18 protein-coding genes are annotated in these 25,320 nt (G+C 51.0%); 9 read left to right on the plus strand and 9 right to left on the minus strand.

The window, feature by feature from the left end; all coding sequences use genetic code 11:
* Positions 1 to 166: 166 nt before the first annotated feature.
* Positions 167 to 2,083 carry a molecular chaperone HtpG gene (gene htpG, locus ACM5Q9_RS10490; protein WP_418144686.1) on the plus strand — a complete coding sequence of 639 codons (1,917 nt, stop codon included), beginning with the start codon at positions 167 to 169 and terminating at the stop codon, positions 2,081 to 2,083.
* Between the two features lie 44 nt (positions 2,084 to 2,127).
* On the opposite strand, the gene ampD is transcribed toward htpG, so the two are convergent.
* From ampD to ACM5Q9_RS10505, 3 genes are read right to left on the minus strand one after another with little or no spacing between them, the layout of a single operon-like run.
* A complete protein-coding gene (ampD, locus tag ACM5Q9_RS10495; protein WP_418144687.1) occupies positions 2,128 to 2,718 on the minus strand; it encodes a 1,6-anhydro-N-acetylmuramyl-L-alanine amidase AmpD in 591 nt (196 codons plus the stop codon).
* Positions 2,718 to 2,972 carry a PP0621 family protein gene (locus tag ACM5Q9_RS10500; RefSeq protein ID WP_418144688.1) on the minus strand — a complete coding sequence of 85 codons (255 nt, stop codon included), beginning with the start codon at positions 2,970 to 2,972 and terminating at the stop codon, positions 2,718 to 2,720. The genes ampD and ACM5Q9_RS10500 overlap by 1 nt, the downstream gene beginning before the upstream one ends.
* Positions 2,972 to 3,823 (minus strand): cytochrome C assembly family protein, encoded by an 852-nt coding sequence (locus tag ACM5Q9_RS10505; protein ID WP_418144689.1) that lies wholly within the window; start codon positions 3,821 to 3,823, stop codon positions 2,972 to 2,974. The genes ACM5Q9_RS10500 and ACM5Q9_RS10505 overlap by 1 nt, the downstream gene beginning before the upstream one ends.
* Positions 3,824 to 3,920: 97 nt before the next feature.
* On the opposite strand from ACM5Q9_RS10505, the gene ffh reads away from it, so the two are divergent.
* Entirely contained in the window at positions 3,921 to 5,348 is a 1,428-nt protein-coding gene (ffh, locus tag ACM5Q9_RS10510) for a signal recognition particle protein (RefSeq protein ID WP_418144690.1), read from the plus strand.
* 40 nt (positions 5,349 to 5,388) lie between these two features.
* Here the strand turns inward: ffh and pip are convergent, their stop codons facing one another.
* The 5 genes from pip to ACM5Q9_RS10535 form a co-directional block, all read right to left on the minus strand.
* Positions 5,389 to 6,330, minus strand: coding sequence for a prolyl aminopeptidase (gene pip, locus ACM5Q9_RS10515; protein WP_418144691.1), 942 nt, complete (start codon positions 6,328 to 6,330; stop codon positions 5,389 to 5,391).
* A 5-nt stretch (positions 6,331 to 6,335) separates the two neighbouring features.
* The gene (gene trmB, locus ACM5Q9_RS10520) at positions 6,336 to 7,067 is read right to left on the minus strand and encodes a tRNA (guanosine(46)-N7)-methyltransferase TrmB (RefSeq protein ID WP_418144692.1); all 732 of its coding nucleotides are present in this window, start codon (positions 7,065 to 7,067) and stop codon (positions 6,336 to 6,338) included.
* A 64-nt stretch (positions 7,068 to 7,131) separates the two neighbouring features.
* Entirely contained in the window at positions 7,132 to 7,731 is a 600-nt protein-coding gene (locus ACM5Q9_RS10525) for a class I SAM-dependent methyltransferase (RefSeq protein WP_418144693.1), read from the minus strand.
* 44 nt (positions 7,732 to 7,775) lie between these two features.
* Entirely contained in the window at positions 7,776 to 9,851 is a 2,076-nt protein-coding gene (metG, locus tag ACM5Q9_RS10530; protein WP_418144694.1) for a methionine--tRNA ligase, read from the minus strand.
* 109 nt (positions 9,852 to 9,960) lie between these two features.
* Complete coding sequence (locus tag ACM5Q9_RS10535) at positions 9,961 to 10,248, minus strand: hypothetical protein (protein WP_418144695.1); 288 nt, start codon at positions 10,246 to 10,248, stop codon at positions 9,961 to 9,963.
* A 105-nt stretch (positions 10,249 to 10,353) separates the two neighbouring features.
* Between ACM5Q9_RS10535 and apbC the strand changes: the two genes are divergently transcribed.
* The 6 genes from apbC (at position 10,354) to ACM5Q9_RS10565 (ending at position 23,474) form a co-directional block, all read left to right on the plus strand.
* On the plus strand, positions 10,354 to 11,439 hold the full coding sequence (apbC, locus tag ACM5Q9_RS10540) for an iron-sulfur cluster carrier protein ApbC (protein ID WP_418144696.1): 1,086 nt from the start codon (positions 10,354 to 10,356) through the stop codon (positions 11,437 to 11,439).
* A 43-nt stretch (positions 11,440 to 11,482) separates the two neighbouring features.
* A complete protein-coding gene (locus ACM5Q9_RS10545) occupies positions 11,483 to 13,267 on the plus strand; it encodes an autotransporter assembly complex protein TamA (RefSeq protein ID WP_418144697.1) in 1,785 nt (594 codons plus the stop codon).
* A gap of 26 nt (positions 13,268 to 13,293) precedes the next feature.
* On the plus strand, positions 13,294 to 19,296 hold the full coding sequence (locus tag ACM5Q9_RS10550) for a translocation/assembly module TamB domain-containing protein (RefSeq protein WP_418144698.1): 6,003 nt from the start codon (positions 13,294 to 13,296) through the stop codon (positions 19,294 to 19,296).
* A 114-nt stretch (positions 19,297 to 19,410) separates the two neighbouring features.
* Positions 19,411 to 19,974 carry a dCTP deaminase gene (dcd, locus tag ACM5Q9_RS10555; RefSeq protein WP_169295489.1) on the plus strand — a complete coding sequence of 188 codons (564 nt, stop codon included), beginning with the start codon at positions 19,411 to 19,413 and terminating at the stop codon, positions 19,972 to 19,974.
* Between the two features lie 37 nt (positions 19,975 to 20,011).
* Positions 20,012 to 22,276, plus strand: coding sequence for an Orn/Lys/Arg decarboxylase N-terminal domain-containing protein (locus tag ACM5Q9_RS10560; RefSeq protein WP_418144699.1), 2,265 nt, complete (start codon positions 20,012 to 20,014; stop codon positions 22,274 to 22,276).
* A complete protein-coding gene (locus tag ACM5Q9_RS10565) occupies positions 22,269 to 23,474 on the plus strand; it encodes an NAD(P)/FAD-dependent oxidoreductase (protein WP_418144700.1) in 1,206 nt (401 codons plus the stop codon). The genes ACM5Q9_RS10560 and ACM5Q9_RS10565 overlap by 8 nt, the downstream gene beginning before the upstream one ends.
* A gap of 31 nt (positions 23,475 to 23,505) precedes the next feature.
* On the opposite strand, the gene ACM5Q9_RS10570 is transcribed toward ACM5Q9_RS10565, so the two are convergent.
* Positions 23,506 to 23,835, minus strand: coding sequence for a GrlR family regulatory protein (locus ACM5Q9_RS10570; protein ID WP_418144701.1), 330 nt, complete (start codon positions 23,833 to 23,835; stop codon positions 23,506 to 23,508).
* 289 nt (positions 23,836 to 24,124) lie between these two features.
* On the opposite strand from ACM5Q9_RS10570, the gene gcvT reads away from it, so the two are divergent.
* The gene (gene gcvT, locus ACM5Q9_RS10575; RefSeq protein WP_418144702.1) at positions 24,125 to 25,228 is read left to right on the plus strand and encodes a glycine cleavage system aminomethyltransferase GcvT; all 1,104 of its coding nucleotides are present in this window, start codon (positions 24,125 to 24,127) and stop codon (positions 25,226 to 25,228) included.
* Positions 25,229 to 25,320 lie beyond the last annotated feature (92 nt).

The following is a 25,320-nucleotide window of genomic DNA, read 5'->3' on the forward strand; positions in this document are numbered from 1 at the left end:
CTGCAACAGATAACAGGTGGCAATAATGCCGGAAGACCACCTATTATACGCCTTTATACTGAAATTTTTTGAGCCCTTGAATAAACCCGGATTGTCCCCATCTGGTTTAAAAGAGTTCAGGCCTTGCCTGTCTTCATTCCCTCCAATTTTTATTATTTAGCCAATTATGAGTCAAGAAGAAGCAACTGTTCAAACCGGCCCACAAACCATGGGCTTTCAAGCAGAAGTCAAGCAATTACTGCATTTAATGATTCATTCCCTGTACAGCAACAAGGAAATTTTCTTGCGGGAACTGGTTTCCAATGCCTCGGATGCCTGCGACAAGCTGCGTTTTGAAGCCATTGATAACCCTTCTTTGCTGGAAGGTGGGGCCGATTTGCAAATCAAGGTCAGCTATGACAAAAATGCCCGTACCATTACTATTTCCGATAATGGCATTGGCCTAAGTAAAGAAGAGGCGGTGGCCAACCTGGGTACGATTGCCCGTTCTGGCACGAAAGAATTTTTCTCTCAATTAAGTGGTGATAAGCAAAAAGACGCCCAGCTTATCGGTCAGTTTGGCGTGGGTTTTTATTCTTCATTTATCGTTGCCGACAAGGTCACGGTTGAAAGCCGCCGTGCAGGTGTGGCTACCAATGAAGCGATACGCTGGACGTCCGAAGGACAGGGCGATTTCACCATTGCAACCATTGAAAAGGAATCACGCGGTACCGATATCACTCTGCACCTGCGTGCCGATGAAGATGAGTTCCTTAGCCATTGGAAGTTAAGCGAGATCTTGCGCCGTTATTCCGATCATATTTCCCTGCCGGTATTAATGCAGAAAGAAGAATATGATGAAGAAAAAAGCGAAATGGTCAAGAAAGACGAGTGGGAAACCGTTAACCAGGCCAATGCCCTGTGGACCCGCAACAAGTCTGACATTACCGACGAGCAGTATAAAGAGTTCTACAAGCATGTCAGCCATGATTATGAAGATCCGCTGGCCTGGACCCATAACCGTGTGGAAGGCCGTAGCGAATATACCCAGCTGCTGTACATTCCCAAGCGTGCACCGTTTGACCTGTGGGACCGTGATGGCAAGCGTGGCGTAAAATTATATGTGAAACGTGTGTTTATTATGGACGAGGCCGAGCAGCTGCTGCCGTCTTACCTGCGTTTTGTACGTGGCGTGATTGATTCCTCTGATCTGCCGCTTAATGTTTCCCGCGAAATCCTGCAGGAAAGCCGCGATGTTCGTTCTATTCGCGAAGGTTCTGTCAAGCGCATCCTGTCCCTGCTGGAAAACATGGCCGAGAACAAGCCTGACGATTACGCCATCTTCTGGACGGAATTTGGCCAGGTGCTTAAGGAAGGTACTGGTGAAGACCCGTCCAATCTGGAGCGTATTGCCAAGTTGATGCGTTTTGCATCAACCCATAGCAACGAGCCCTTGCAGAATGTTTCCCTGGCGGATTATATTTCCCGCATGAAAGAAGGGCAGGACCGGATTTACTATGTGGTGGCTGATTCTTTCAATGCGGCCAAGAACAGTCCGCACCTTGAGATTTTCCGCAAGAAAGGCATAGAGGTCCTGCTGTTGTCCGAGCGTGTTGATGAGTGGATGATGTCTCATTTCCGCGAGTTTGAGGGCAAGCAACTGGTATCGGTGTCCAAGGGTGGCCTTGATCTGGCCAGCCTGGCTGATGAAGAGGAAAAGAAAAAGCAGGAAGAGGTCACCGAGTCCTTCAAGCCATTGGTTGAGCGATTGAAAGAAACCTTAAAAGACAAGGTCAAGGACGTTAATGTGACCTTGCGTCTGGTTGATTCGCCGGCTTGCGTGGTTGTGGGTCAAAATGAGTTAAGCCCCCATTTGCTGCGCATGCTGAAGGCAGCTGGTCAGGAAACCCCTGATTTCAAACCGACGCTTGAAATCAACCCCGAGCATGCCATGATTGCCCGTATTCAGGCAGCCGAAGGCGAGGAGTTTGAAGATTGGGCCAATGTGTTGCTGGATCAGGCCATGCTCGCCGAAGGCGCGCAGATTGCCAACCCGGCAGCGTTTGTCAAGCGCATGAATGCCTTGTTATTGAAGTCTGCTTAATCGTTGTTTAATGCAGGCATGACGCAAATGCCCGGCTCCGGTATTTATCGGGGTTCGGGCATTTCCCGTTGGGTCCAGCCACTTTCTTTTTGATATTTTTTCCAGTCAAAATACGGGCCAGGGTCTGTTTTCCGGATGGGCGCAATGTGCTCATGGCCGCGAACTGCCCTTAAGGTGTAGCGTGCCTTAAGTACTTTGCTTAGCTGGCTCAGGGTTTCGTATTGCTCGGGCATGAAGGGTTCAAAGTCACAGCCTTCAAGCTCGATGCCGATAGAAAAGTCATTGCACTTTTCACGGCCGTTAAAGCTGGATACTCCGGCATGCCAGGCACGGTTCTCGGTGCTGACAAACTGGATGATTTCCCCATTGCGGCGGATTAAAAAATGCGCCGAGACCCGCAGGTGCTTTATTTGTTCGAAGAAAGGATGTTCGTTTGGGTTCAGGCAGTTGGTGAAAAGCTGCTCTATGTAGGGGCCGCCATACTGGTAAGGTGGCAGGCTGATATTATGGATGACCAGCAAAGAAACGGTTTCGTTTTGATGGCGTTGGTCAAAGTTGAGGGAAGGCACAAGGCGGATTTTTTCCGCCGGTTTCAACCATCCATGGCGATCCAGTTGTAAAAAGGGAATGGCCATTATTTCTGGCCCAGCCGGGCATGTTCTTCACTGCACCAGGTTTTGCCGTCTTTAAGAAGGGCTTCCGAGCGGGGCAGGTGAATATGGCAATGGGCACATTGCACCATGGATTCACTGGCCTGGTTTTGCCGGGTTGCCGGTGGCTGGTGAGAGGGTGACTGCCTGTTTTTGAAGATGGCCTGAATACGTCCTGCAAACATGCGGATGGCCAGCATCAGGATAATGATCAGGACGATAAAGAGAAAAAACCTCATCAGATACCCTTGTTTAGAATGACGTCAAAAATAAAGCGGGTGCCGGTATAAGCCAGCATGAGCAGGGCAAAACCGGTGAGCGTCCAGCGCAGGGCCAGTCTGCCGCGCCAGCCCCAAATGCTTCTTCCTGCCAGCAGGATGCTGAAGACCAGCCATGAAAGCAGGGTGAAGATCGTTTTGTGATCCATGGGCAGGAATTGGCCGGTTTTGTTAAGAGAAACCATGATGCCGGTCACAATCGACAGGCTAAGGGTGCCAAAACCAATCCAGATCAGTTTGAACAGGATGCGTTCTTGCTGCAGGAGTGGTGGCTGGGCTTCGAGGATACGGGCCGACAGCGAGGGGTTTTCCTGAAAATTGACTGGCTTGTGCAGGTATTGATCCAGGGCAGTCATGATGAATGCCTGGATGGCCGCAATCGCAATCAGGCTATAGGCAAACAGCGAGATCAGGAAATGGATTTTGAACAAATAGGTTTGTGACGGAATGATCAGGCTGTTTGAACCCGACGGGAACAGGGCTGCCAGCAGGCAGATAAGGGTGGCAATGGGCAGCAGCAGCAAAAGCAGGCCGTCTATTTTGTTTATCCTGCTTTCTATCCAGAAGACAATCATGCCTAGCCAGATGGTAATGGACAGGCCCAGGGACCAGTTCAGCCTGATATGGTCTGCGTGCACGATGGCCCAGTTCACGGCAATACCGTGTAACACCAAGGCGGAAAAAACACATATACGACGGATTGAACCGGTTTCGGTGATGGTTTTTTGTTGCACAATGGGGCGCCAAATTGACAGGCTAAGCAAAAGATAGGCCAATGCGGCCAGAGAGTGCAATACAATGTCAGCTGACATAAACTGATATCTTGATTGTAGGGGTTAGGTTATTGACATATTAACATCTAAGTATAGCCTCTAATCCTGGTAGTTCATTTATTAAAGTGCAAAATTCATGTTCGATAATTTAACTAATCGTTTGTCCCGGGTCATGAAGACCATCCGGGGAGAGGCCCGCCTGACCGAAGCCAATACGCAGGAAATGCTGCGCGAAGTGCGCCTAGCATTACTCGAGGCCGATGTATCTTTGCCCGTAGTGCGTGAGTTTGTCGCCAGAGTCAAGGAAAATGCGCTGGGTGAAGAGGTGGCCGGAAGCCTGAGTCCCGGGCAGGCCCTGGTGGGTGTGGTTCACAAAGAACTGACCGCCCTCATGGGTGGAGACCTTGGTCCTCTGGCATCCGAGCTGTCGCTGGCTACCCAGCCACCGGCTGTTGTGTTAATGGCAGGTTTGCAAGGTGCTGGTAAAACCACCACCACAGGTAAGTTGGCCAAGATAATCAGCGCGGGCGATTTGTTGCAAAACGGTCGCAAGGCTGGGCGTAAAAAAGTGCTGGTCGTTAGTGCCGACGTTTACCGGCCAGCCGCGATTGAACAGTTGAAAACGGTTGCCGCCCAGGTTGGGGTGGATTTCTTTCCGTCTGATGCCAGCCAGAAACCGCGTGATATTGCCTTGGCAGCGGTAGATCATGCAAAACGCCACCATTACGATGTATTGCTGGTGGATACGGCCGGCCGATTGGGTATTGATGAGGCCATGATGGCCGAAATCAGCATGCTGCATGAGGTGCTCAAGCCGATTGAAACCCTGTTTGTGGTTGATGCCATGCAGGGTCAGGATGCGGTGAATGTTGCCAAGGCCTTCTCGGAAGCCTTGCCATTAACCGGTGTGGTCATGACCAAGCTTGACGGTGATGCCCGGGGTGGTGCGGCCCTGTCGGTGCGGCATATTACCGGCAAGCCCCTGAAGTTTATTGGGGTTTCCGAAAAACTCGACGGCCTTGAACCTTTCCACCCCGAGCGTATGGCTCAGCGGGTGCTGGGTATGGGCGATATTGTTTCTTTGGTTGAACAGGCCCAGCGCAATATTGATATTGCCGAAGCCCAGAAACTGGCAACCAAGATCAAGTCGGGAGACCGCTTCGACCTGAATGATTTCCGTGATCAGCTGCAGCAGGTCAAGAAAATGGGTGACATGGGTTCCCTGCTTGAAAAGCTGCCTGCGCAGTTCGCCCAAGCGGCTAGCCAGTTGCAAGGCGGGCAGGCTGAAAAACAATTGCGTCGCACTGAAGGCATCCTTAACTCGATGACCCCTCAGGAACGAGCCAAGCCCGAGTTGCTGAAGGCTTCACGCAAGCGTCGTATTGCCATGGGTGCGGGTGTGCCGGTTCAGGAAGTGAACAAGTTGCTTAAGCAGTTTGAGCAAATGCAGGGCATGATGAAGCAGTTCAAGAAAGGTGGCATGGGTAAAATGATGCGCGCCATGGGTGGGCTCAAGGGCCTGAAAAACATGGGCATGGGTGGTTTTGGCGGGTTCAAGAAGTAAGGCAAAAAAATGTCCGCCTTGTGACGGGCGGACATTGTTCTTATATTGAATCGGCAAATTTGTTGGTGGCGGCAATCAGGGCTTTTAAAATCCCTGGCTCATTGAAGGCATGACCGGCATCGGCAATGATCTGGAATTCGGCCTGTGGCCATGCCTTGTGCAGTTCCCAGGCGGTTTTGGCCGGGGTGCAGGCATCGTAGCGCCCCTGAATGATAATGCCCGGAATGCCGTGCAGTTTGTGGGCGTTATCAAGCAGCTGGTTTTCTTTCATGAAGCCGCCATTCGAAAAATAATGATTTTCGATGCGGGCAAAGGCAATGGCAAAATGGTCTTCAATATGGCTGCTGACATGTGCTTCATCCAGCAGCAGGCTGATGGTTCGGCCTTCCCACTGGCTCCAGGCACGGGCTGCCCTGATTTTTTCTTCGTAATTGTTGCCGGTCAGCCGCTTGTGATAGGCGGCAATCAGGTTGTCCTGCTCTTCGGCTGGAATGGGGGCCAGGTAGTCTTCCCAGTAGTCGGGGAACAGCCACGAGGCGCCTTCCTGGTAGAACCAGCGCAACTCTTCCTTGCGGACGGTAAAAATGCCCCGCACAATCAATTCACTAACCCGGTTAGGGTGTGCCTGCGCATAGGCCAGGGACAGGGTAGAGCCCCATGAACCACCGAAGACCAGCCATTTTTCTGCGCCCATAATTTCGCTGCGCAGGCGTTCCATGTCTTCAATAAGGTGTGCAGTGGTATTGTTGTCCAGACAAGCGTGCGGACGTGAACGACCGCAACCGCGCTGGTCAAATAGCAGGACATTGTATTTGGCCGGATCAAATAGCTGGCGATGCTGGGCACCACACCCCGAACCCGGTCCACCGTGCAGGAAAACGGCTGGTTTGCCTTGTGGGTTGCCACAAAGCTCCCAGTAAACCTGATGGCCATCAGCGGTTTCCAGAAAACCGGTTTGATAGGGTTCGATGGGGGGGTACATATGCATTAATCCTTTTTCTTTTTGAAGACCAGGTCCCATACGCCATGACCAAGGCGCAGGCCACGGGTTTCAAATTTGGTTTGCGGGCGATAGTCGGGCTTGGGTGCGTAATCCTGGGCCGTGTTTTCCAGCTCGGGGTTGCCTGACAATACTTCAAGCATTTGTTCGGCGTAGTTTTCCCAGTCGGTGGCGCAATGAATATAGCCGCCTGGTTGCAGTCGGCTAACGAGCAGTTGCACGAATTCGGGCTGGATCAGGCGACGCTTGTGATGCCGTTTTTTGGGCCAGGGATCGGGGAAATAGATATGTACGCCAGCTAGGCTGTTTGCCGGCAGCATGTTCTTGACCACTTCCACTGCATCGTGCTGAATGATGCGCACGTTGTTCAGTGATGATGTTTCAATGCGTTTGAGCATGGCGCCGACGCCGGCATTGAAGACTTCAACGCCCAAAAAGTTTTCTTCGTGGCGGGCCAGGGCAATTTTTTCAGTGGTTTCACCCATGCCAAAACCAATCTCAAGGATGGTGGGCGCTTGCCTGCCAAAGACTTTTTCATAGTTCAGGCATAGTGGCTGATAGGCGATTGACCATTTGTCCATCAACTGCTCGATGGCCAGTTTTTGGCCTGGCGTCATATGTGAGCGGCGGTGTACAAAGCTTTTGATGTGCCCGAATTGTTGTTCGGGCTTTTCGGTGCCTTCGGCAACCGGTTCGGGGTTTTTATTTTCAGTACTCATGTCAATTTCACTCGTTAAGCCGTAATTGTATTTGATACAGGCCAACAAGTTGACGATATGCGTACTAAAACTTAAATGTCATGATTTTTGCAGGGGGAATGTTACCCCAGACGATTTCGCTGTGAAACTGGCTGGCCTGGATATGGGTTTTCCAGAGTGGCGAACGCAGGTTGTAGGTAAATTGAATGGCTAGGCCTTGCCCTTTTAAAAGGGTGTGCCATTGCTGCAGAATTTCATAACAGGTATCAGGCGGCAGGGAAATCAGGGGAAGGCTGGAAACCACGGCATTGATTTTTGCACCATGCGGAATAAGTGTATCCAGATGGGCAGCATTGCCATTGATAACGGTGATATGGGGAAAGCGGGTTTTTAAATGATGGGCGAAGGTGGGGGAAAACTCAATCACATAAAGTTTGTCGGGGGAAATGCCGTGATCCAGGATAGCCTGTGTGATGACGCCAGTTCCTCCGCCCAATTCGATGACGATGCCATCATTGTCCAAGGGGATGTGTTTGGCCATTTGCCGTGCCAGCTTTTTGGAGCTGGGGCAAATGGCACCGGTAAACTTCGGTTGGTTGATCAGCTCCTTGAGGAACATGAACGGGCCTGCTGTTTTAACGATACTGCTGATCTTTTTGGCTTGTTGCCGCCAGACTCCGTCCATATGTGTTTCCTGTTGCGAGATAAGTTGATCTTGCCTGTATTGGTTTAGTGGATACGCATACCGGGTTGTGCGCCTTCCGAGGGCTCCAGGATATAAATGCCAGGGTTGTTTTTTTCGTCAGCGTGGCTGGCTGCAAGCACCATACCTTCAGAAATACCAAATTTCATTTTGCGGGGAGCCAGGTTGGCTACCATGACGGTTAGTTTACCCACCAGATCTTCTGGATTATATGCTTCTTTTATGCCCGAGAAAACATTTCTGTGACGGCCTTCTCCTACATCGAGTGTCATTCGTAACAGTTTGGTTGAGCCTTCTACGTGCTCGCAATTGACAATTTTGGCAATGCGCAGGTCAATCTTGGCGAAATCGTCAATCTTGATGGTCTCGGCAATTGGCTCGCCACCGGGGATAACGGCTTCGGCTGCAGGGGGTTCAAACAGGTCTTCCAGCATTTGGGGGTCAACCCGTTGCATCAAATGCTTGAAGGTGGCGATGTGCTGGGGCAATTGCGTGGCGTCTTTCCAGGTGAAATCGTTGCCTTGTTCGAAAAGTTCAGTTGCAATTCGGTTGGCAAGTGCTGGCAAGACGGGCGTCAACATGACTGACAGGGCCTTAAATCCGGCAATCGCGCGTGAGCAGATGTCTTGCAGGTGTTGTTTTTGGGCGGCTTCGGCGGTGCTGATGCCTTTGGCCAGGACCCATGGCTGGGCACTGTCAAAGGCCTGGTTGACCTTGTCGGCATAAGCCATCAGGGTACGGATGGCCCGGCCATATTCGCGGGCCTCGAAGTCGTGGCGAACGGTTTCGGTCACATCGGCGATTTCTTTGGTGAATGCGTCAATGTCGCCCTGATAAGCCAGTTTTCCATCAAAGTGTTTGCTGATAAAGTTGGCGGCGCGGCTGGCAATGTTAATGTATTTGCCAATCAAGTCGCTGTTGACACGGGCAATGAAATCATCGGGGTTGAAATCAATATCTTCAACGCGGGCATTCAGTTTGGCGGCAATGTAGTAGCGCATCCATTCTGCATTCATGCCCAGTTCAAGATATTTGATAGGAGAAATACCGGTGCCACGGCTTTTGGACATTTTCTCGCCACTGACGGTAATGAAGCCGTGCACAAACAGGGAATCAGGTACTTTACGGCCTGAAAACTTGAGCGTGGCAGGCCAGAACAGGGCGTGGAAGTAAATAATGTCCTTGCCAATGAAGTGAACCTGCTCGGTGGTGCCATTGGGGTCGATCAGCGCGTCATAATCAAGGCCTTCTTTTTTGCAATAGGCTTTTAATGACGCCAGATAGCCAACCGGTGCGTCCAGCCATACATAAAAATATTTGCCGGGTTCATCGGGGATTTCAATGCCAAAGTACGGTGCATCGCGAGAAATGTCCCAGTCGTTAAGGTTGCTTTCGCTTTCGCTGTCCTCGGCGTTGCCAAGCCATTCACGGGTTTTTGCCAGCACTTCGTTTTGCAGGCGTTTCTGGCCACGGGCGTTGGTGCCGTTGGTCCAGTCTTGCAGGAATTCCACGCAGCGCGGGTCTGACAGCTTGAAGAAAAAGTGTTCGGACGATTTCAACACCGGGGTGGCATTGGTCAGGGTGGAGTACGGGTTGATCAGTTCTGTGGGCGCGTAAACGGCACTGCAGACTTCACAGGAGTCACCGTACTGGTCTTTTGCATGGCATTTGGGGCATTCGCCCTTGATGTAACGGTCTGGCAGGAACATGCCCTTGACCGGGTCGTAAAATTGTTCAATGGTTTTGCTGCTGATGAAACCGGCCGCTTTCAGGGCTTTATAAATGTCGCCGGACAGCTGCACGTTTTCTTCGCTGTGCGTGCTGTGCCAGTGATCGAATTTAATGTGGAAGCCGTTCAGGTAGGTGGGGCGTTCATTGGCATAGCGTGCAACGAGTTGTTCCGGGCTAATGCCTTCTTTTTCGGCCTTGAGCATGATGGGGGCGCCATGGGCGTCATCGGCACCGACAAAATGAACGGTATGGCCCGACATGCGCATGGTGCGAACCCAGATATCGGCCTGGATGTATTCCATGATATGGCCAATGTGAAATGAGCCATTGGCATAAGGGAGTGCGGTGGTAACAAAAATCGTGCGTGTCATGAACAATTACAATGAAAAATTAAACAGTTGAATGATTTTAGACGAAAAAGCCCGCTTGCAATCACAAGCAGGCTTGTTACGCCTTAATGTGTGGGTGAAAAACGGTTTTTTATTTTATTTCCCGTATTTCAACATCAGTCACGTCTTTGGTTGTGGTGGAAAACTTGCGCTTGTTGAATTTTTCCTGGAAATCGGTTTGGGTCTGGCGTGCCTTGGTGCGGGATTGTGTCCAGAATTGGCCGGCAGAAAAGTCTTGTCCGCGAACGCGGGCAATAACGTACATCACGCCTAGGGCAATCGCGGTTGACGCCATGAAGATGAATGCCATGCATAGGCCGACAATGGCCAGAATGACAAAAAGAATGCTTTTCAGGGTGCTGTCTAGAAAATCTTTCATTATGTATGGAAACCCCATGATAGTGGCAGGATTATCTTCACCTGCCGGTAATAAAAACGGTATGATTGACCATTCTACTCAAGTAAGTTTAAAAGTGATGAAACCATGAGTTTACAAATAAATACTATTCTTTCCGAGCTGCAGTCTGTGCAGGATCCGCTTACCGGCATGTCCCTGGCAAAAAAATTCAAGGAAAGGGACTTGGAAATCAAAGGCAATACCGTAGAGGTCAAATTGTTCCTGGGTTTTTGTCCCGCCGAAGACAAAAGCAATATCGAGCAACAGATAAAAGACGCCTGTGCCAGGGCCGGCGCAGCACAAACCCAAATCAATTACCTAGATGGTATCAAAAGCCATGTAGTTCAAGGGGGCCTGAAACCAATTGCATCAATAAAAAATATTATTGCGGTGGCTTCAGGCAAGGGTGGTGTCGGTAAAAGTACAACTTCTGTCAATTTGGCGCTGGCTTTGTCACAGGCGGGTGCAAAAGTAGGTATCCTTGATGCTGATATCTATGGTCCAAGCCAGCCTTTGATGCTGGGTGTTTCAGGTAAGCCTGATTCGCTTGACGGCAAAAGCATGGAGCCTCTCGTAGGGCACGGTATTGCCGTGAACTCGATTGGTTTCCTGATAGACGAAGATGCCCCGGCCATTTTTCGTGGTCCCATGGTTTCGCAGGCCCTTGAACAATTGCTGAAACAAACCAATTGGCCCGATCTGGATTACCTGATTGTCGACATGCCACCCGGAACCGGTGATATCGCCCTGACACTGGCGCAGAAAGTACCGGTGGTGGGAGCGGTTATTGTTACCACGCCACAAGACATCGCCTTGGCTGATGCCCGTAAAGGTTTGCGGATGTTCCAGAAGGTTAATGTGCCTATTTTGGGTGTGATTGAAAACATGTCCATGCACGTTTGTTCAAATTGCGGCCATGTCGAGCATTTGTTTGGCCATGATGGCGGGCGTAAAATGGCTGAAGAGCTGGAAGTGCCATGGTTGGGTAGCCTGCCGCTTACATTGGCGGTGCGTGAGCAAACCGATTCGGGCAAACCTACGGTGGTGTCTGATCCAGGCAGTGAGGCAGCCAAGTCATATCGTCATATCGCAAGAAAACTGTCAATTGCGGTTTCCGATTTGGCGGTAGATATGAGTGGCAAGTTTCCCTCAGTAGTGGTAAAACCGTTATGAAGCCAAATTATATGTAATACAACCCTGTTAACCATTCATTTCGATGCACTTTAAAGCCCTGCACGTCATTTTTCTACCACTAATCCTGTCTGCCACCTCAATGGCGTTTGCGGCTGGTAAGCCCGAGGTTGTGATTGATCCCAGCGGCTTAAGTCCAGAGGTTTTGAAAAGTGTTGATGATGCCATCAGTGCCGTGGTGCGGTTGGCCGATGACCAGGACGGTGGTGAAGCCGAGCGGATTCGTAGCCGGGGGCGGGATGCGGTCGTTTCCGCCCTTGCCACACAAGGTTATTTTGCCCCCAAGGTTACCCTTGAAGTGGGTGAAGACGTGGGCGGTGAAACCTGGGATATCTATATAGAGCCAGGTAAAGTGTCTACCGTGGCATCGGTGGAAAACCGTTTTTCCGGCAGCATTGCCGGTGCCCAATATGCACAGCGGGTTGATGCCCTGAAGAAAAACTGGGGTTTGCCCGTTGGGTCCGATTTCATCAATGCACGCTGGAGTGCTTCAAAAAGTGTCTTGCTAGATGGCGTCAAGGATCGGGATTTTTACCTTGCCCGCATGACGCATTCCCAGGCAGTGGTGAACCCGGAAACCTCCTTGGTTGATACGGTCACCGAGGTAAACAGTGGCCCGGCAGTCAAACTGGGCAATATTGAAGTCATTGGCTTGCGCCGGGTTCCTGAAAGCCTGGTGCGTCGTTATGTGCGGTATAAGCCTGGCGATCCCTATTCCCAGGATCAGCTGGATGAATGGCAGCAGGCGTTGCAGTCAACCAACTTTTTCAGAGGCGCATTCGTTTCCCTTAAAACCCCCGAAGGTTCGGAAATCTACGATATGGAGCAGGTGGAACTGCCGGTCTCCGTCAGGGTAACCGAGGGCCCGGCGAGTTCTGTGGTCGGTTCATTGGGCGTGGACGACATGAGTGGTATCCGGGTTGAGGGCCTGTATAAGCAAAATGTGGTCTGGGGCCTGCCGGTTATTATGGAAACCGGTGCCGGTGTCGACTTTGATAGCCAGCGGGCCTTTCTTGATTTTACTTTACCCCCCAATTATGACGGTTCACGGGACAGTGTCGGGGTGGTTGCCCGTCATTCAAAGATTCAGCATGAAGAGGTAACGCGTTTTGGCCTGGGATGGAAACGCAAGCGCGAGTTCAAGCTGGATCCGGAAAGTCGGGTTAATTATGAGTCCAACTGGGGGGTACTGCTTGCTTATGATTCAATCAAGCGTGAAAACGAAGCCCGTTATTCTTTGCCAAACGTGGTGGGCACCTGGGACTTGTTGCGAAGTGACCTTAATGACCGCTACGCCCCCCGTGATGGCAATTTGATTGTACTGGGCCTGGGGGCTGGTATGACGCTAAATAAACGGCAAACCTTTGGCCGGGTTGGTTTAAGAGTGCAGCAATGGTGGCCAGTAGGTAAAAGAGATGTCTTTACGCTGCGGGCAGAAGCCGGACAGGTATTGGGTTCAAAAAACACGCCGATCCCTGATGACTTCGGCTACCGAACCGGAGGTCCCCGCTCTATCCGGGGCTATAAATACAATGAGTTTGGTCGTGATACGGGTAATGCCATTGTGGGCACCCGTTCGCTGGCGGTAGTGGGGGCCCAGTACATGCATTATTTTAATGACCGTTTTGGCATGAGCGTGTTTGTTGATGCCGGGGATGCGGCACCTTCTTTTCGGGAAATGAAAATTGCCGTGGGCTATGGCGTGGGTGCCATTGTCAATACGCCAGCCGGGCCCTTGTCGCTTGATTTGGCCTGGGGCCAACGTGACCGGAAATTAAGATTGCACTTTTCTTTAGGGGTGGCATTTTGAGCAGGATCAGCAGGCATTCAAAAAAAATGTTTACGTGGAAAACGACCCCTTTGCTGGTGTTTTTCCTGCTGGCCTCTTTTCTGTTCTGGGCTTTGGGTACCGGGGCCGGCAGTCAATGGACCTTGCGTAATGTGCTGGCCCAGGTGGGGGGTGAAATCGCCGGGGTTGAAGGGACCATCTGGCGTGGCCTTAAGCTGGAACGGCTGGTGATTGATACGCCTGAAGTCAGCGTGGTGGCTGCCAATGCCCGCGTGCAGGTAAAGTGGCTGGAACTCTTCAACCGCCGTTTGAAAGTGACGCAGATGGAAGTGGGTGACCTGGATATCCGCCTGCTGCCGGTGGAAAATCCCGAGCCTGAAACTGACACCGGGCCTTTTACCATGCCAGGCTTGCCCGTAACCATAGAGGTGGATACGATTCGCGTTGGCAAGTTTGCGCTTGTGCAGGCTGATGGCAGTCATTTGCCCATCGGGCTAAGTGGTTTTTGGTTAACCAATCTGTTGGTTAACCAGGAACAGGCCAGCGGCAAAATAGACAGCGTGCATATTGCCCACGACCTGGTTAATAGTGACTTAAGCGGCAATCTCAAGATGACCCAGCTCAAGTCACCCTGGCCACTGGCATTGAGTCTGCAAGCCAAGGCATCCAGCGAAAATCGTGATTCGCCCATTTGCCTTGAGCGATTTTTGGCAACTTCGATATTTCGGGGGCAGCATAGCAGTCAATGTGTTTTTGACCTGCAGCTGCAGGCGCAGGGTTCGGCAGAGCGGCTGGGTGTTACGCTCAATGGTAATGGGCAAGGGGTCAGCCTGGATGCCAATACCACCTTAAACTTGTTTGCACCGGTTCCCTTTGAAAGCGCACATCTGAAATTGGCACTTGAAAACGGATCCTCTTTGTTGCTCAATGCCGAGCTGAAAGAAAAGCAGGGTGTTGAAGGCAGTGACCGGCTTGAAGGCAGTTTGCTGAGTAACCGGCTGGCCTTGCATCAATTGCTGGCCGGAGCCGTACCCGAGTCCTTGTTGACGGCCCGTTTCGGTTTCAAGGTCGACCTGGACGGCCTGGATAAGCTGCATCAGGTAGATTTGCAGGGCAAGATAGATGCGGCCAGTCGCTGGAACCGGCAAGCCTTGTCGGGTGACATAAACCTCCAGTTCAAGAACTTGTCCTCGGTCGATGCCATCTATATCGATAATGCCCATATTGATTTGGTACAGGGCAAAAATAAAATCCGTTCCACCGGCGGTTTCGGTCATGCCGACAGCCGTTTGCTGCTGGATATCAATCTGCCTGAATTGGCAAGCCTATGGCCCGGTTTGCAAGGCAAAGGTACTGTTGACGGTGAGCTAAACGGTTCGCTGGCAAAGCATGGTGCGTTCCTGAAAGCCACATTTGCCCAAACAGACACTAAGCAGCTTGGCAAGGCACCGCTTGACTTTGAAACCAGCCTGGAAGGCACACTGCTTCAAAATGAGCAGGGCCAGCCAGTTTGGCAGGCCGATATTGCCGGCCTGAATGTAAAACATGCTGGTATCCGTCTTGAACAGCAAGACAAACTGGCTGTTTATCTTGCCCCGGATGCCCGTGACCAGCAAACCCAATGGTCTGCTGGCCCCTCACAATTTAAGCTGGCCTTAAAGGGCAAGCAGGCCCTGCTGGATCACCAGTTGTCCGAAGGCAGTCAGCGAGGCTGGAAAACGCAGGGCGCGTTTTCTAAACTGACGATCAGTCATCAATTAATTGCTGATCTCCAGCAGGCGTTGGCCAGTGGGGAAGAAGCACAGCCGGTGGCAGCAAACACCAAACAAATTGCCGATGTCGTTTATGACGGCAACTGGAATTTCGAGCAAGGATTGGAATTGTCCGGTGCGCTTAATTTGTTGCGAACCGCGGGCGATAGCATCTTGCCATTGGATGTGACCATCCCGCTAGATTTCAACACCCTGGGGATTCGGGTGCATGAAACCCGCCAGCCTGAGGCACCTGCCTTAATGACCATTACCGGTAGCGGGCAGGGCAACAAGTCTTCCCTTGAAATGAACTTGGGGCTTGTGCTGGATTCACCCTTTCCGTTGCGGAATGGCTATGTAAATCTTGGCCTGACCGATAATTCCCGCTTGCAACTGAACACCGAGGTGCATGAAAACCAGGGTGAGAATCACGCCGATAAAATCAGCACAACTTTGCAGATGCAAGATTTGGCACTGGATAAACTGCTGGCCGGTGCGGTTCCCCCGGCCTTGTTGAATAGCGAGATCCGGGTTGATGTGGATCTGCTGAATCAACAGGAAATCAAGAATGTGCTGCTGGATGCACGTTTTAAGCCGTCAAGCCAGTGGAATAAGCAGCCTCTGGATGGGCATCTGAAAACCCGTATCAATACCGCTGGCCTGTTTCCGTCCACCCAGGTGGCCGTTGATGCTTCAGGGCAACCGCCAGCCAAAGCCAATTTTGAAAACCTGCGTGTGTCAGAAACCGATATTTATCTGGTACTGGGCAATAACCGGATTGCAGGTTCAGGTGGTTTTGGAGAAGAACATAGCCAGTTGGCCCTTAATGTCAATGCCCCTACACTGGCTTCATTTTGGCCTGACTTGCCGGGAAGCATTAATTTCAATGGTGTCCTGGATGGTAATTTGCAAAATCACAAACTGGCCTTGCAGGCCATGTATGCGGATGCCGCCGATAACCGCCTTGGCAAGGCGCCGGTAGCACTCGATCTTGAGATGGATGGACGCTGGGCCAGGGTTAAAGATGAGAATAGTTGGGCGGGAACCCTTAACGTGCTGGATGCCCGGCATGCAGGTATCCGCTTGTTGCAAACCTCACCCCTGTCGTTGTCACTGGTACCCGCACCGGTGGGTGGTCAGACCCAGTGGACAGTTGGGCCATCGGCCTTAAGCCTGGAATTGCCCAATGATCATCGGGTTTCGATTTTGCAGGAAGGTGCCCAGGGCGGTGACGGGAAATGGCAAACCAGGGGGGGCATCAAGGATTTGGTTATCAGCCCTGCGCTGATTGACCAGGTAAGGCAATTACTCGACCCGACCCTGAAAGACAAACTGTTTGTGACCAATGGCAAAAAGAAGGATGAACGCCAGGAAATCATCCTGGATAGCCACTGGGATTTTGCATTTGACCGGATCTTGCTGGGAAGCTTTAATCTTAAACGAACCAATGGCATGGGGATGCTGCCTTTTGCGACACCGGTACCGATTGATTTTCATGAGCTGAACCTGAGCATAACGCAGCAGCCGGGCACCCCGGGAACGGGCGATATCATCAACCTGACCGCTTCGGGCCAGGGAGAAAAATCAAGCCTGAGTGCCAATATTAATGCCGACATGCTGTCTGCCTATTATTTGCATGATGCTAAAATCAGCATAAGCCTGCCAGATGGTTCTGCCTTGCAGACCGATATGGCCGTTACCCCAAATGAGGTCAACCGTTCTTATCGTTTCGTGGGCTCATTGGCTGCGCAGAAGCTGGCACTGGGCAAATGGCTTGAAGGCATTATTCCGCCCTCTGTGTTAAGCACTAAACTGGCACTGGATGCAGAACTGTCTCCGGAAGTGGGCTTGTTGAATGCCCATGTCAAGGGGGATTTTGCTGAAGGCAGCCAGTGGAATAACCAGAAACTGGGGGGCAAGCTGGATGTTTCCTTGTTGCGTGAACTGGGCTCATCAGGGGGTATGCCGGTTGGTATTATTGATCCGCATATTTATACGATTCCCAAGGCGGACATCAATCTGGCACTGGGCGGCAATTCCATCAAATCATCAGGCGCTTTTGGGCATGTTACCGACAAGCTGTCGCTGGACGTGAATGCGCCAAGGTTTTCAGATTTCTGGCCAGGTTTGCCGGGCAGTCTGGTTTTGAACGGCAATATGGATGGTTCGCTGGCCAGCCATGTGATTGGGCTTAAAGGCACGTTTTCACAGGGCAAGTCCACCGAATTGGGCCAGGCACCGGTTAGCTTTGATCTGGGTTTGAAAGGGTTCTGGGGCGTCTTGCCGGTCGGGGTTGATGGCTGGAAAGGCTCACTTGAGCGACTTCAGGTTTCGCATGCTGGTTTTTCGGCCAATCAGGACAAACCGCTGGAAGCCATGTTCTTGCCGGTCGGAGAGGGTGGACTGCCAGAGTGGCAATTAGGCGCTTCCGTATTGAAAATAGGCTTGCCGGGTAAGCATGAGGTGGTTGTCAATCAGGGGGGGGCTAGTGGTCAAGATGGCAAATGGGCTAGCAAGGGTTCAATTAATCGACTTTTGATTAATCCTTCCTTGGTCAAGGAGATGCAAGATGTCTTGGGTCTTGCAGAAGAAAACAAGGGTAACAATGGCGGTATTGTTGATAATCGCAAGAAAACACCGATAGACCAGAACCTGTTTTTTGATTTCGACTGGGACTTCCAGTTTGGTGGAGCACTGGCCGGTACGGCCAACCTCAAGCGGACAGGGGGCGATTTTGTCGTGCCCCTTCAGCATCCACTCGCTTTGGGCTTGACGCAATTGTCCCTGAACATGAGGGCCAATCCGGTATCTGGAACGCAAAGCCAGGTATTGGCCGATTTGCTGGTTGATACCCGGGAAAAAGGTAGATTGACGGCTCGTGTCAATAGCCGGATGAACGGCATGGTGCCAGACTTGAAGGGAGGCACCAATGTTGCCATTAAAGGCCGGCTAGATGATATCGCCTGGCTCTCGGCCTTTACCGGAGAGTTGCTTGATCTGGGTGGACAGATCAACATTGACATGATGGCGCAAAGTACTGCCTCTGGCCAATGGTCAACCTCAGGCACGCTCAATGGCAATAAAGTAAGGGTTGTGCAGATTGACAATGGGGTGCGCCTGCTAGATGGTACCCTTAGGGGCACTTTCCGCAATAACGAGTTTTTGATCAATTCGCTGCGTTTTCCTTCGGTAATCAGGGTGATGCCAACCGAGTGGCGTACCAAACAATGGATTGAAGAAAACCCGCCGGCTCAAAACGGCAGCATGAATATTACCGGTCGCTGGAACCTGGTGACCAGCAAAGGTAGTGTGAAAGTGGCGCTTGACTACTACCCGATTATTCAACGGGCCGATCGTTTTGCCATGGTAAGTGGCAATGTTGATATTGATGCCGATTTGCCTAATATTGATATTGTTGGCAAGGTGACGGCCGATGCCGGCTGGGCCAGTATTGATATTCTAGGGACGGTGCCGTCTGTGGATGGTGACGTGATTGTGCTTCAGCCTGGGCAAAAAGAAGTCGTGCCAAGCGAAGCGGTTACAAACCTGGACTTGGACTTTACGGTTGATTTAGGCCCACGGTTTTATCTGGTGGGCATGGGCCTGAACTCGGGTCTTGTGGGTGACCTCAATATTGTACAAAGAGATGGCCGATTGACTGCCGTTGGGGCATTCCGTACCCGGGGTGGTGCAATCGAAGCTTATGGGCAGCGTTTGCAGATCCGTCGTGGCCGCATTACTTTTCAGGGCAACATAGAAAATCCGGTATTGGATATCGAGGCCATCCGGACCGGCCAAGAGGTGGAGGCCGGCCTGCGGGTCGTGGGTACGGCCAAAAAACCAAGAATTACGCTGGTGTCTTATCCAGATGTCAGCGAGGTTGAAAAACTGTCCTGGCTGATTATGGGCCGTGGGCCGGACAGCAATGGCGGTGATATTGCCTTGCTGTTTTCCGTAGGTACTTCAATTTTGGGCGGCGGAGAACCCTTTTACCGTCAGTTGGGTATTGATGATATTGCCGTGCGAACAGGAGACCTGGGTAAATCGGGTAGTGTGCTGCCTGAACATACCGTAGCTTCCGGCCTTGGTTTTGATACCTCAAGCAGCCTGTCTACCCAGTTTTTTGTGGCTAGCAAGAAGTTTGGCAATGGGGTTACAGCCAGTGTGGAGCAGGCCTTGGCCGGAACCGGTACGGTCGTCAAAGCCAGTTATAAGTTGCTGCAATATTTAACAGTTGATGCAAAAATTGGGACGACGAATGGGATAGAATTTGTCTACCGGCGTTTTTTCAAGGATTAGGGTAAATCAGGGTTGTCTATCTTCAGGTAAGGCTACAATTCTATTTTCAATTATGAATCCGGTTTTGAAAAAAACGCCGAAACCGGCCTATGTAATTTCACTGAGAGTAAGGCAATGAGCATAAAAAATGATCGTTGGATCCGGGAAGCATCGGCTGCCGGCATGATCGAACCCTTTGAACCGGGGCAGGTTCGTTCGGTAAATGGTGAAAAAATCGTCAGTTATGGCACCAGCAGTTACGGTTACGACGTGCGTTGTGCCAACGAGTTCAAGATTTTTACCAATATCAATTCCACGATTGTTGATCCCAAATCATTCGATGAAAAATCATTCGTTGATTTCGTGGGTGATGTATGCATTATTCCGCCTAATTCCTTTGCCTTGGCCCGTACGGTTGAGTATTTCCGGATACCCCGTAATGTGCTTACTATCTGTCTGGGTAAAAGCACTTATGCCCGTTGTGGCATCATTGTCAACGTTACTCCGCTCGAACCTGAGTGGGAAGGTCATGTGACACTTGAGTTTTCAAATACTACCCCGTTGCCGGCTAAAATTTATGCCGGTGAAGGATGTGCCCAAATGCTGTTTCTGGAAAGCGATGAAGAATGTGAGACTTCATACAAAGATCGTGGCGGCAAATATCAGGGTCAACAGGGCGTAACACTGCCAAGAACATAATAGTTGCTCACCTACATTGTGAGTGAAGGAGTTTCCAATGAAGTTTCGCTTTCCCATCGTTATTATTGACGAAGATTTTCGCTCGGAAAGTGCTTCCGGGTTTGGTGTGCGCGCCCTTGCCGATGCTATCAAGGCAGAAGGTGTGGAAGTGCTGGCAGTAACCAGTTATGGTGACCTTAGCTCGTTTGCCCAACAGCAAAGCCGGGCCAGTGCGTTTATTTTATCCATCGACGACGAAGAGTTTGACGTGGATTCCCCCGAAGACGTGGCGTTTGCGATTAAAAACCTGCGGTCGTTTATTGGTGAATTGCGTTTTCGCAATGCTGAAATACCTATTTATTTGTACGGTGAAACCCGGACTTCCCAGCATATTCCCAACGACATTCTGCGTGAATTGCATGGCTTCATTCACATGTTTGAGGATACGCCCGAGTTCGTGGCACGCCATATTATTCGCGAAGCGCGCAGCTATCAGGACAGCCTGCCACCACCGTTTTTCCGTGAACTGGTCAAATATGCCCAGGATGGCTCTTATTCCTGGCACTGCCCAGGTCACTCGGGTGGGGTTGCTTTCCTTAAAAGCCCGGTAGGGCAGATGTTTCACCAGTTTTTTGGTGAAAACATGTTGCGTGCCGACGTCTGCAATGCGGTAGAAGAACTGGGCCAATTGCTGGATCATACCGGTCCGGTGGCCGAATCCGAAAAAAATGCGGCCCGTATTTTTCATGCCGATCACTGCTTTTTCGTGACGAATGGTACCTCTACTTCCAATAAGGTTGTGTGGCATGCCAACGTGGCTTCCAATGACGTGGTGGTGGTTGACCGTAACTGTCATAAATCCATTTTGCATGCCATTACCATGACAGGTGCCATTCCGGTGTTTTTGCGTCCAACTCGCAATCACTTGGGTATTATCGGTCCCATTCCCCTTGAGGAATTCGAGCCTGAAAATATTCTCAAGAAAATAGAGGCCAACCCGTTTGCCCGCAATGCGCTTAACAAAAAGCCACAAATCCTGACGCTTACCCAAAGTACTTATGACGGTGTTATTTACAACGTTGAAATGATCAAGGAAAAATTGGGTGACATGGTTGAAAACCTGCATTTTGATGAAGCATGGCTGCCGCATGCGGCTTTCCATGAGTTCTACAACAATATGCATGCCATTGGTGAAGGACGTCCGCGCAGCACGAATGCCATGGTCTATGCCACGCACTCTACCCATAAGCTGTTGGCGGGTATTTCACAGGCCTCCCAAATTGTGGTGCAAGAGTCCGAAACCCGCAAATTGGACCGCAATATTTTCAATGAAGCGTATCTGATGCATACCTCAACCTCGCCCCAGTATGCGATTATTGCTTCCTGTGACGTGGCTGCTGCCATGATGGAGCCTCCTGGCGGAACCGCCCTGGTGGAAGAAAGTATTAAGGAAGCGCTTGATTTCCGTCGTGCCATGCGCAAGGTGGCTTCCGAATACGGCAAAGATGACTGGTGGTTCCGCGTATGGGGTCCCAACCGTCTGGTGGCCGATGATATTGGTACGCAAGATGACTGGTTCCTGCGTTCTGGCGAAGAATGGCACGGTTTTGGGGATCTGGCTGAAGGCTTCAACATGCTTGACCCGATCAAGGCCACCATTATTACCCCCGGGCTTAACATTAACGGCAGCTTTGAAGAAAACGGTATTCCGGCTTCACTGGTTTCCAAGTATTTGGCCGAACACGGTATTGTGGTTGAAAAAACCGGCTTGTATTCCTTCTTCATCCTTTTCACCATTGGCATCACCAAAGGGCGCTGGAACACCATGCTAACGGCCTTGCAGCAGTTCAAGGACGATTATGACCGCAACCAGCCACTGTGGCGCATCATGCCTGAATTCTGCAATAATCAAAAGCAATATGAACGCATGGGCCTGCGTGATTTGTGCCAGATGATCCACGAGGCTTATCGCGATCATGACGTGGCCCGTTTGACCACCGAGGTGTATCTAAGTGATATGGTGCCTGCGCTGAAACCGTCGGATGCCTTTGACAAAATGGCACACCGGGATGTTGAAAGGGTGGTTATTGATGACCTGGAAGGAAGGGTTACAGGTGTTTTGTTAACACCTTACCCGCCTGGCATTCCACTATTGATTCCGGGTGAGCGCTTCAACAGGACCATTGTGGAGTATCTGCAGTTTGCCCGTTCCTTCAATGCGAAATTCCCCGGCTTTGAAACCTTTATTCATGGCTTGGGTACCGAAGTTGATGAAAATGGAAATACTCGCTTTTATGTGGATTGCCTGAAGCTTGATGAGTAACGCAGCTGCATTCGATGTTGCCATTATAGGGGCAGGGGCGGCAGGCATGATGTGTGCCGCCGTCGCTGGCCAGCGTGGCCGGAAAGTCGTGTTAATTGACCATGCCAACAAGCTGGCCGAAAAAATACGCATCTCTGGCGGTGGCCGCTGTAATTTTACCAATCTGGGCACCACGTACCTGCAATTCCTGTCTAATAACCCCCGCTTTTGCCGTTCGGCCTTGTCGGCCTATACGCCGCAAGATTTCCTGGCTTTGTTGGCAAAATACAAGATTGCCTGGCATGAAAAGCATAAGGGGCAGTTGTTCTGTGATCATTCCAGCGAAGACATTATTCACGTTCTGCGTGCCGAATGCGAGCAGGGCAAGGTGTCCTGGCGCATGGGTTGCTCGGTTAATGATATCAGCCGGCAGGAAGACCAGTCATTTGTGTTGCAAACATCGGCAGGCACCATTCGTGCCGCAAAGCTGGTGGTGGCCACTGGCGGGATGGCGATCCCACAGCTGGGTGCCAGCGATTATGGCATGAAAATCGCCCGTCAATTTGGCCTGAAAGTGGTTGAACCCCGACCAGCACTGGTGCCCCTGACCTTTGATGCCCAGACCTGGCAGCGTTTCAGTACACTGTCGGGTGTTTCTCTTGAAACAGTCGTGGCGACCGGTACCGGGAAAACGAAACAGAAGTTCCATGAAGACCTGCTGTTTACGCATAAAGGGCTGTCAGGCCCGGCAATTTTGCAGATTTCCAGTTATTGGGAGCCGGGCAGTCCTATCATGCTTAATTTGCAACCCGAAATGAATCTTGAGTCCGGCTTGATTGAAAAAAAATCAGGTAGCCGGCAGCAGTTGCTGACGGTGCTGGGCAGCTTGTGGCCCAAGCGGCTGGCAGAGTGCTGGCTAGAGAACATGGGTATTGCTGCGGATACGCGCTTGGCGGATATGCCCGATAAAAAAATAAGGGAACTGTCCGCCCTGATTCATGACTGGCAATTAGTACCAACCGGTACGGCCGGTTATAAAAAAGCCGAAGTCATGAAAGGGGGCGTGGATACCGCAGAGCTGGACCAAAAAACCATGCAATCCAAAAAAGTGCCAGGCCTGCATTTTATAGGTGAAGTGGTTGATGTAACAGGTTGGCTGGGTGGTTATAATTTCCAGTGGGCCTGGGCATCCGGTGTGGCTTGTGGACAGGTGCTTTAACAGCAGGCCGCCCGCAATATCGGCAGAAAGCCTATAAATCTATATTGGCTATTTTGGTGGCTTCAATCTTGATTTCCTTGCCACTGGGTGAGTAGCCGGTCATTTCAAAACCGGAGTCGGTTTTGATGCCGGTCAGGGACAGGTCGAAGGTGTCATCGAGTGTGCCAAAGGTTTCATTGGCCTGGCTTTTATAGGCCTTGATCTTGAGATTGGCAACGACTTCTTCGGGGGTGGTTGCCTGTATGGTTCCCGAGTAAAGATAGTTGGCGTCGCCTCCGCGGATACGGGCATCTTCAATAACGGTAATGCCAGGATGTGCCTTTGATTCTGCAATCCAGGTTGCGTAAAAACCATTATCCATCGCTTTCTCCTTTTGGTTGTAATCAGGTCTACCTTAACAGATTTAGCATGACAATGATATTTCAATCATAAGTAATTCCGTCAAGTTTGGTGGCTAGTAAAAACCGGAATGTTTGTTTGTATCATGAATTTATCTCAATGGCATCTCTGGTAAATACCTAGAAAACAGCTTATTTAGCCTTATAAATTAGTAATATAATTTTCAGGAATGGCAGGTGCAGTCCGTTTCTTTGCCATGTCATGCCCGGGTGGTTTTTGCCGGCCTACACAATACTCACCAAGGTTTTTCCATGTCATCTGAACATCTTCAATTTACCCCTCTGCACGATACACATCTTTCGCTAGGCGCCAAAATGGTGGATTTCGGTGGCTGGGACATGCCCGTTTCCTATGGTTCGCAAATCGAAGAGCACCATGCCGTACGTAATGCCGTGGGCATGTTTGACGTTTCCCATATGCTCAATATCGATATTTCGGGGCAGGGTTCGCTTGGTTTTTTGCGTCGTGTGCTGGCCAATGATGTAGCTAGGCTTGCCGTGCCTGGGAAGGCTTTGTATAGCTGCATGCTTAACCCGGAGGGCGGTGTGATTGACGACCTGATTGTATACTTCTTTGCCCCCAATAACTGGCGTCTGGTGGTTAATGCCGGCCGGGCAAAAGTTGATGTGGCCTGGTTGCATGAGCAGGCCGGGCAGGGAGATTACGGGCAGGTGCAGATTACACCGCGTCATGATTTGGCCATGGTTGCCGTGCAGGGGCCGCATGCCCGTGAAAAAGTCTGGAATATCCGTTCCGGCCTGCAAGCGCAAACCGAATCCTTGTCACCTTTTACGGCTGTTTTTATCGAGTCGGATTTCATGGTGGCCCGTACCGGTTATACCGGTGAGGATGGTTTTGAAATTGTCTTGCCAGCCACCCAGGTGGTGGATCTCTGGAATGCCCTGCTGGCACAGGGTGTAAGGCCTTGTGGTTTGGGTGCCCGTGATACCTTGCGCCTTGAAGCCGGGATGAACCTGTATGGCCAGGATATGGATGAAGCCATTCAGCCTGCACAGGCAGGCCTGGCCTGGACCATCAGCCTTAAAGATGAGGCTCGCGATTTTATTGGTCGCAAGGCAATTACCCAAGCACCAAAACGTAACGCCTTTATGGGCATCAGGCTTAATGAGCGAGGGGTCATGCGGGCACATATGAAAGTCAGGACAGAATTGGGCGACGGAGAGATTACCAGTGGTACCATGTCACCCACTTTGGGGTTTTCAATTGGTTTTGCCCGTCTGCCCGAAGGCATTCAGCCAGGCGCTTCGGTAAAAGTTGAGCTGCGTGGCAAGTGGCTGCCAGCCACTTTGTGCACATTGCCTTTTGTGCGTAACGGCAAGCCATTGGTGTCTTGACCCTGCAGAATTGCAGGCCATTTTCAAGCCTTGAAGAAATGAGTGCTAATGTCACGTGTGAAACGTGTTTGTTTTATATAAATCAGGAGTTA

The sequence above is a fragment of the Advenella sp. RU8 genome (assembly GCF_048381675.1).
Taxonomy (GTDB): Bacteria; Pseudomonadota; Gammaproteobacteria; order Burkholderiales; family Burkholderiaceae_B; genus Advenella.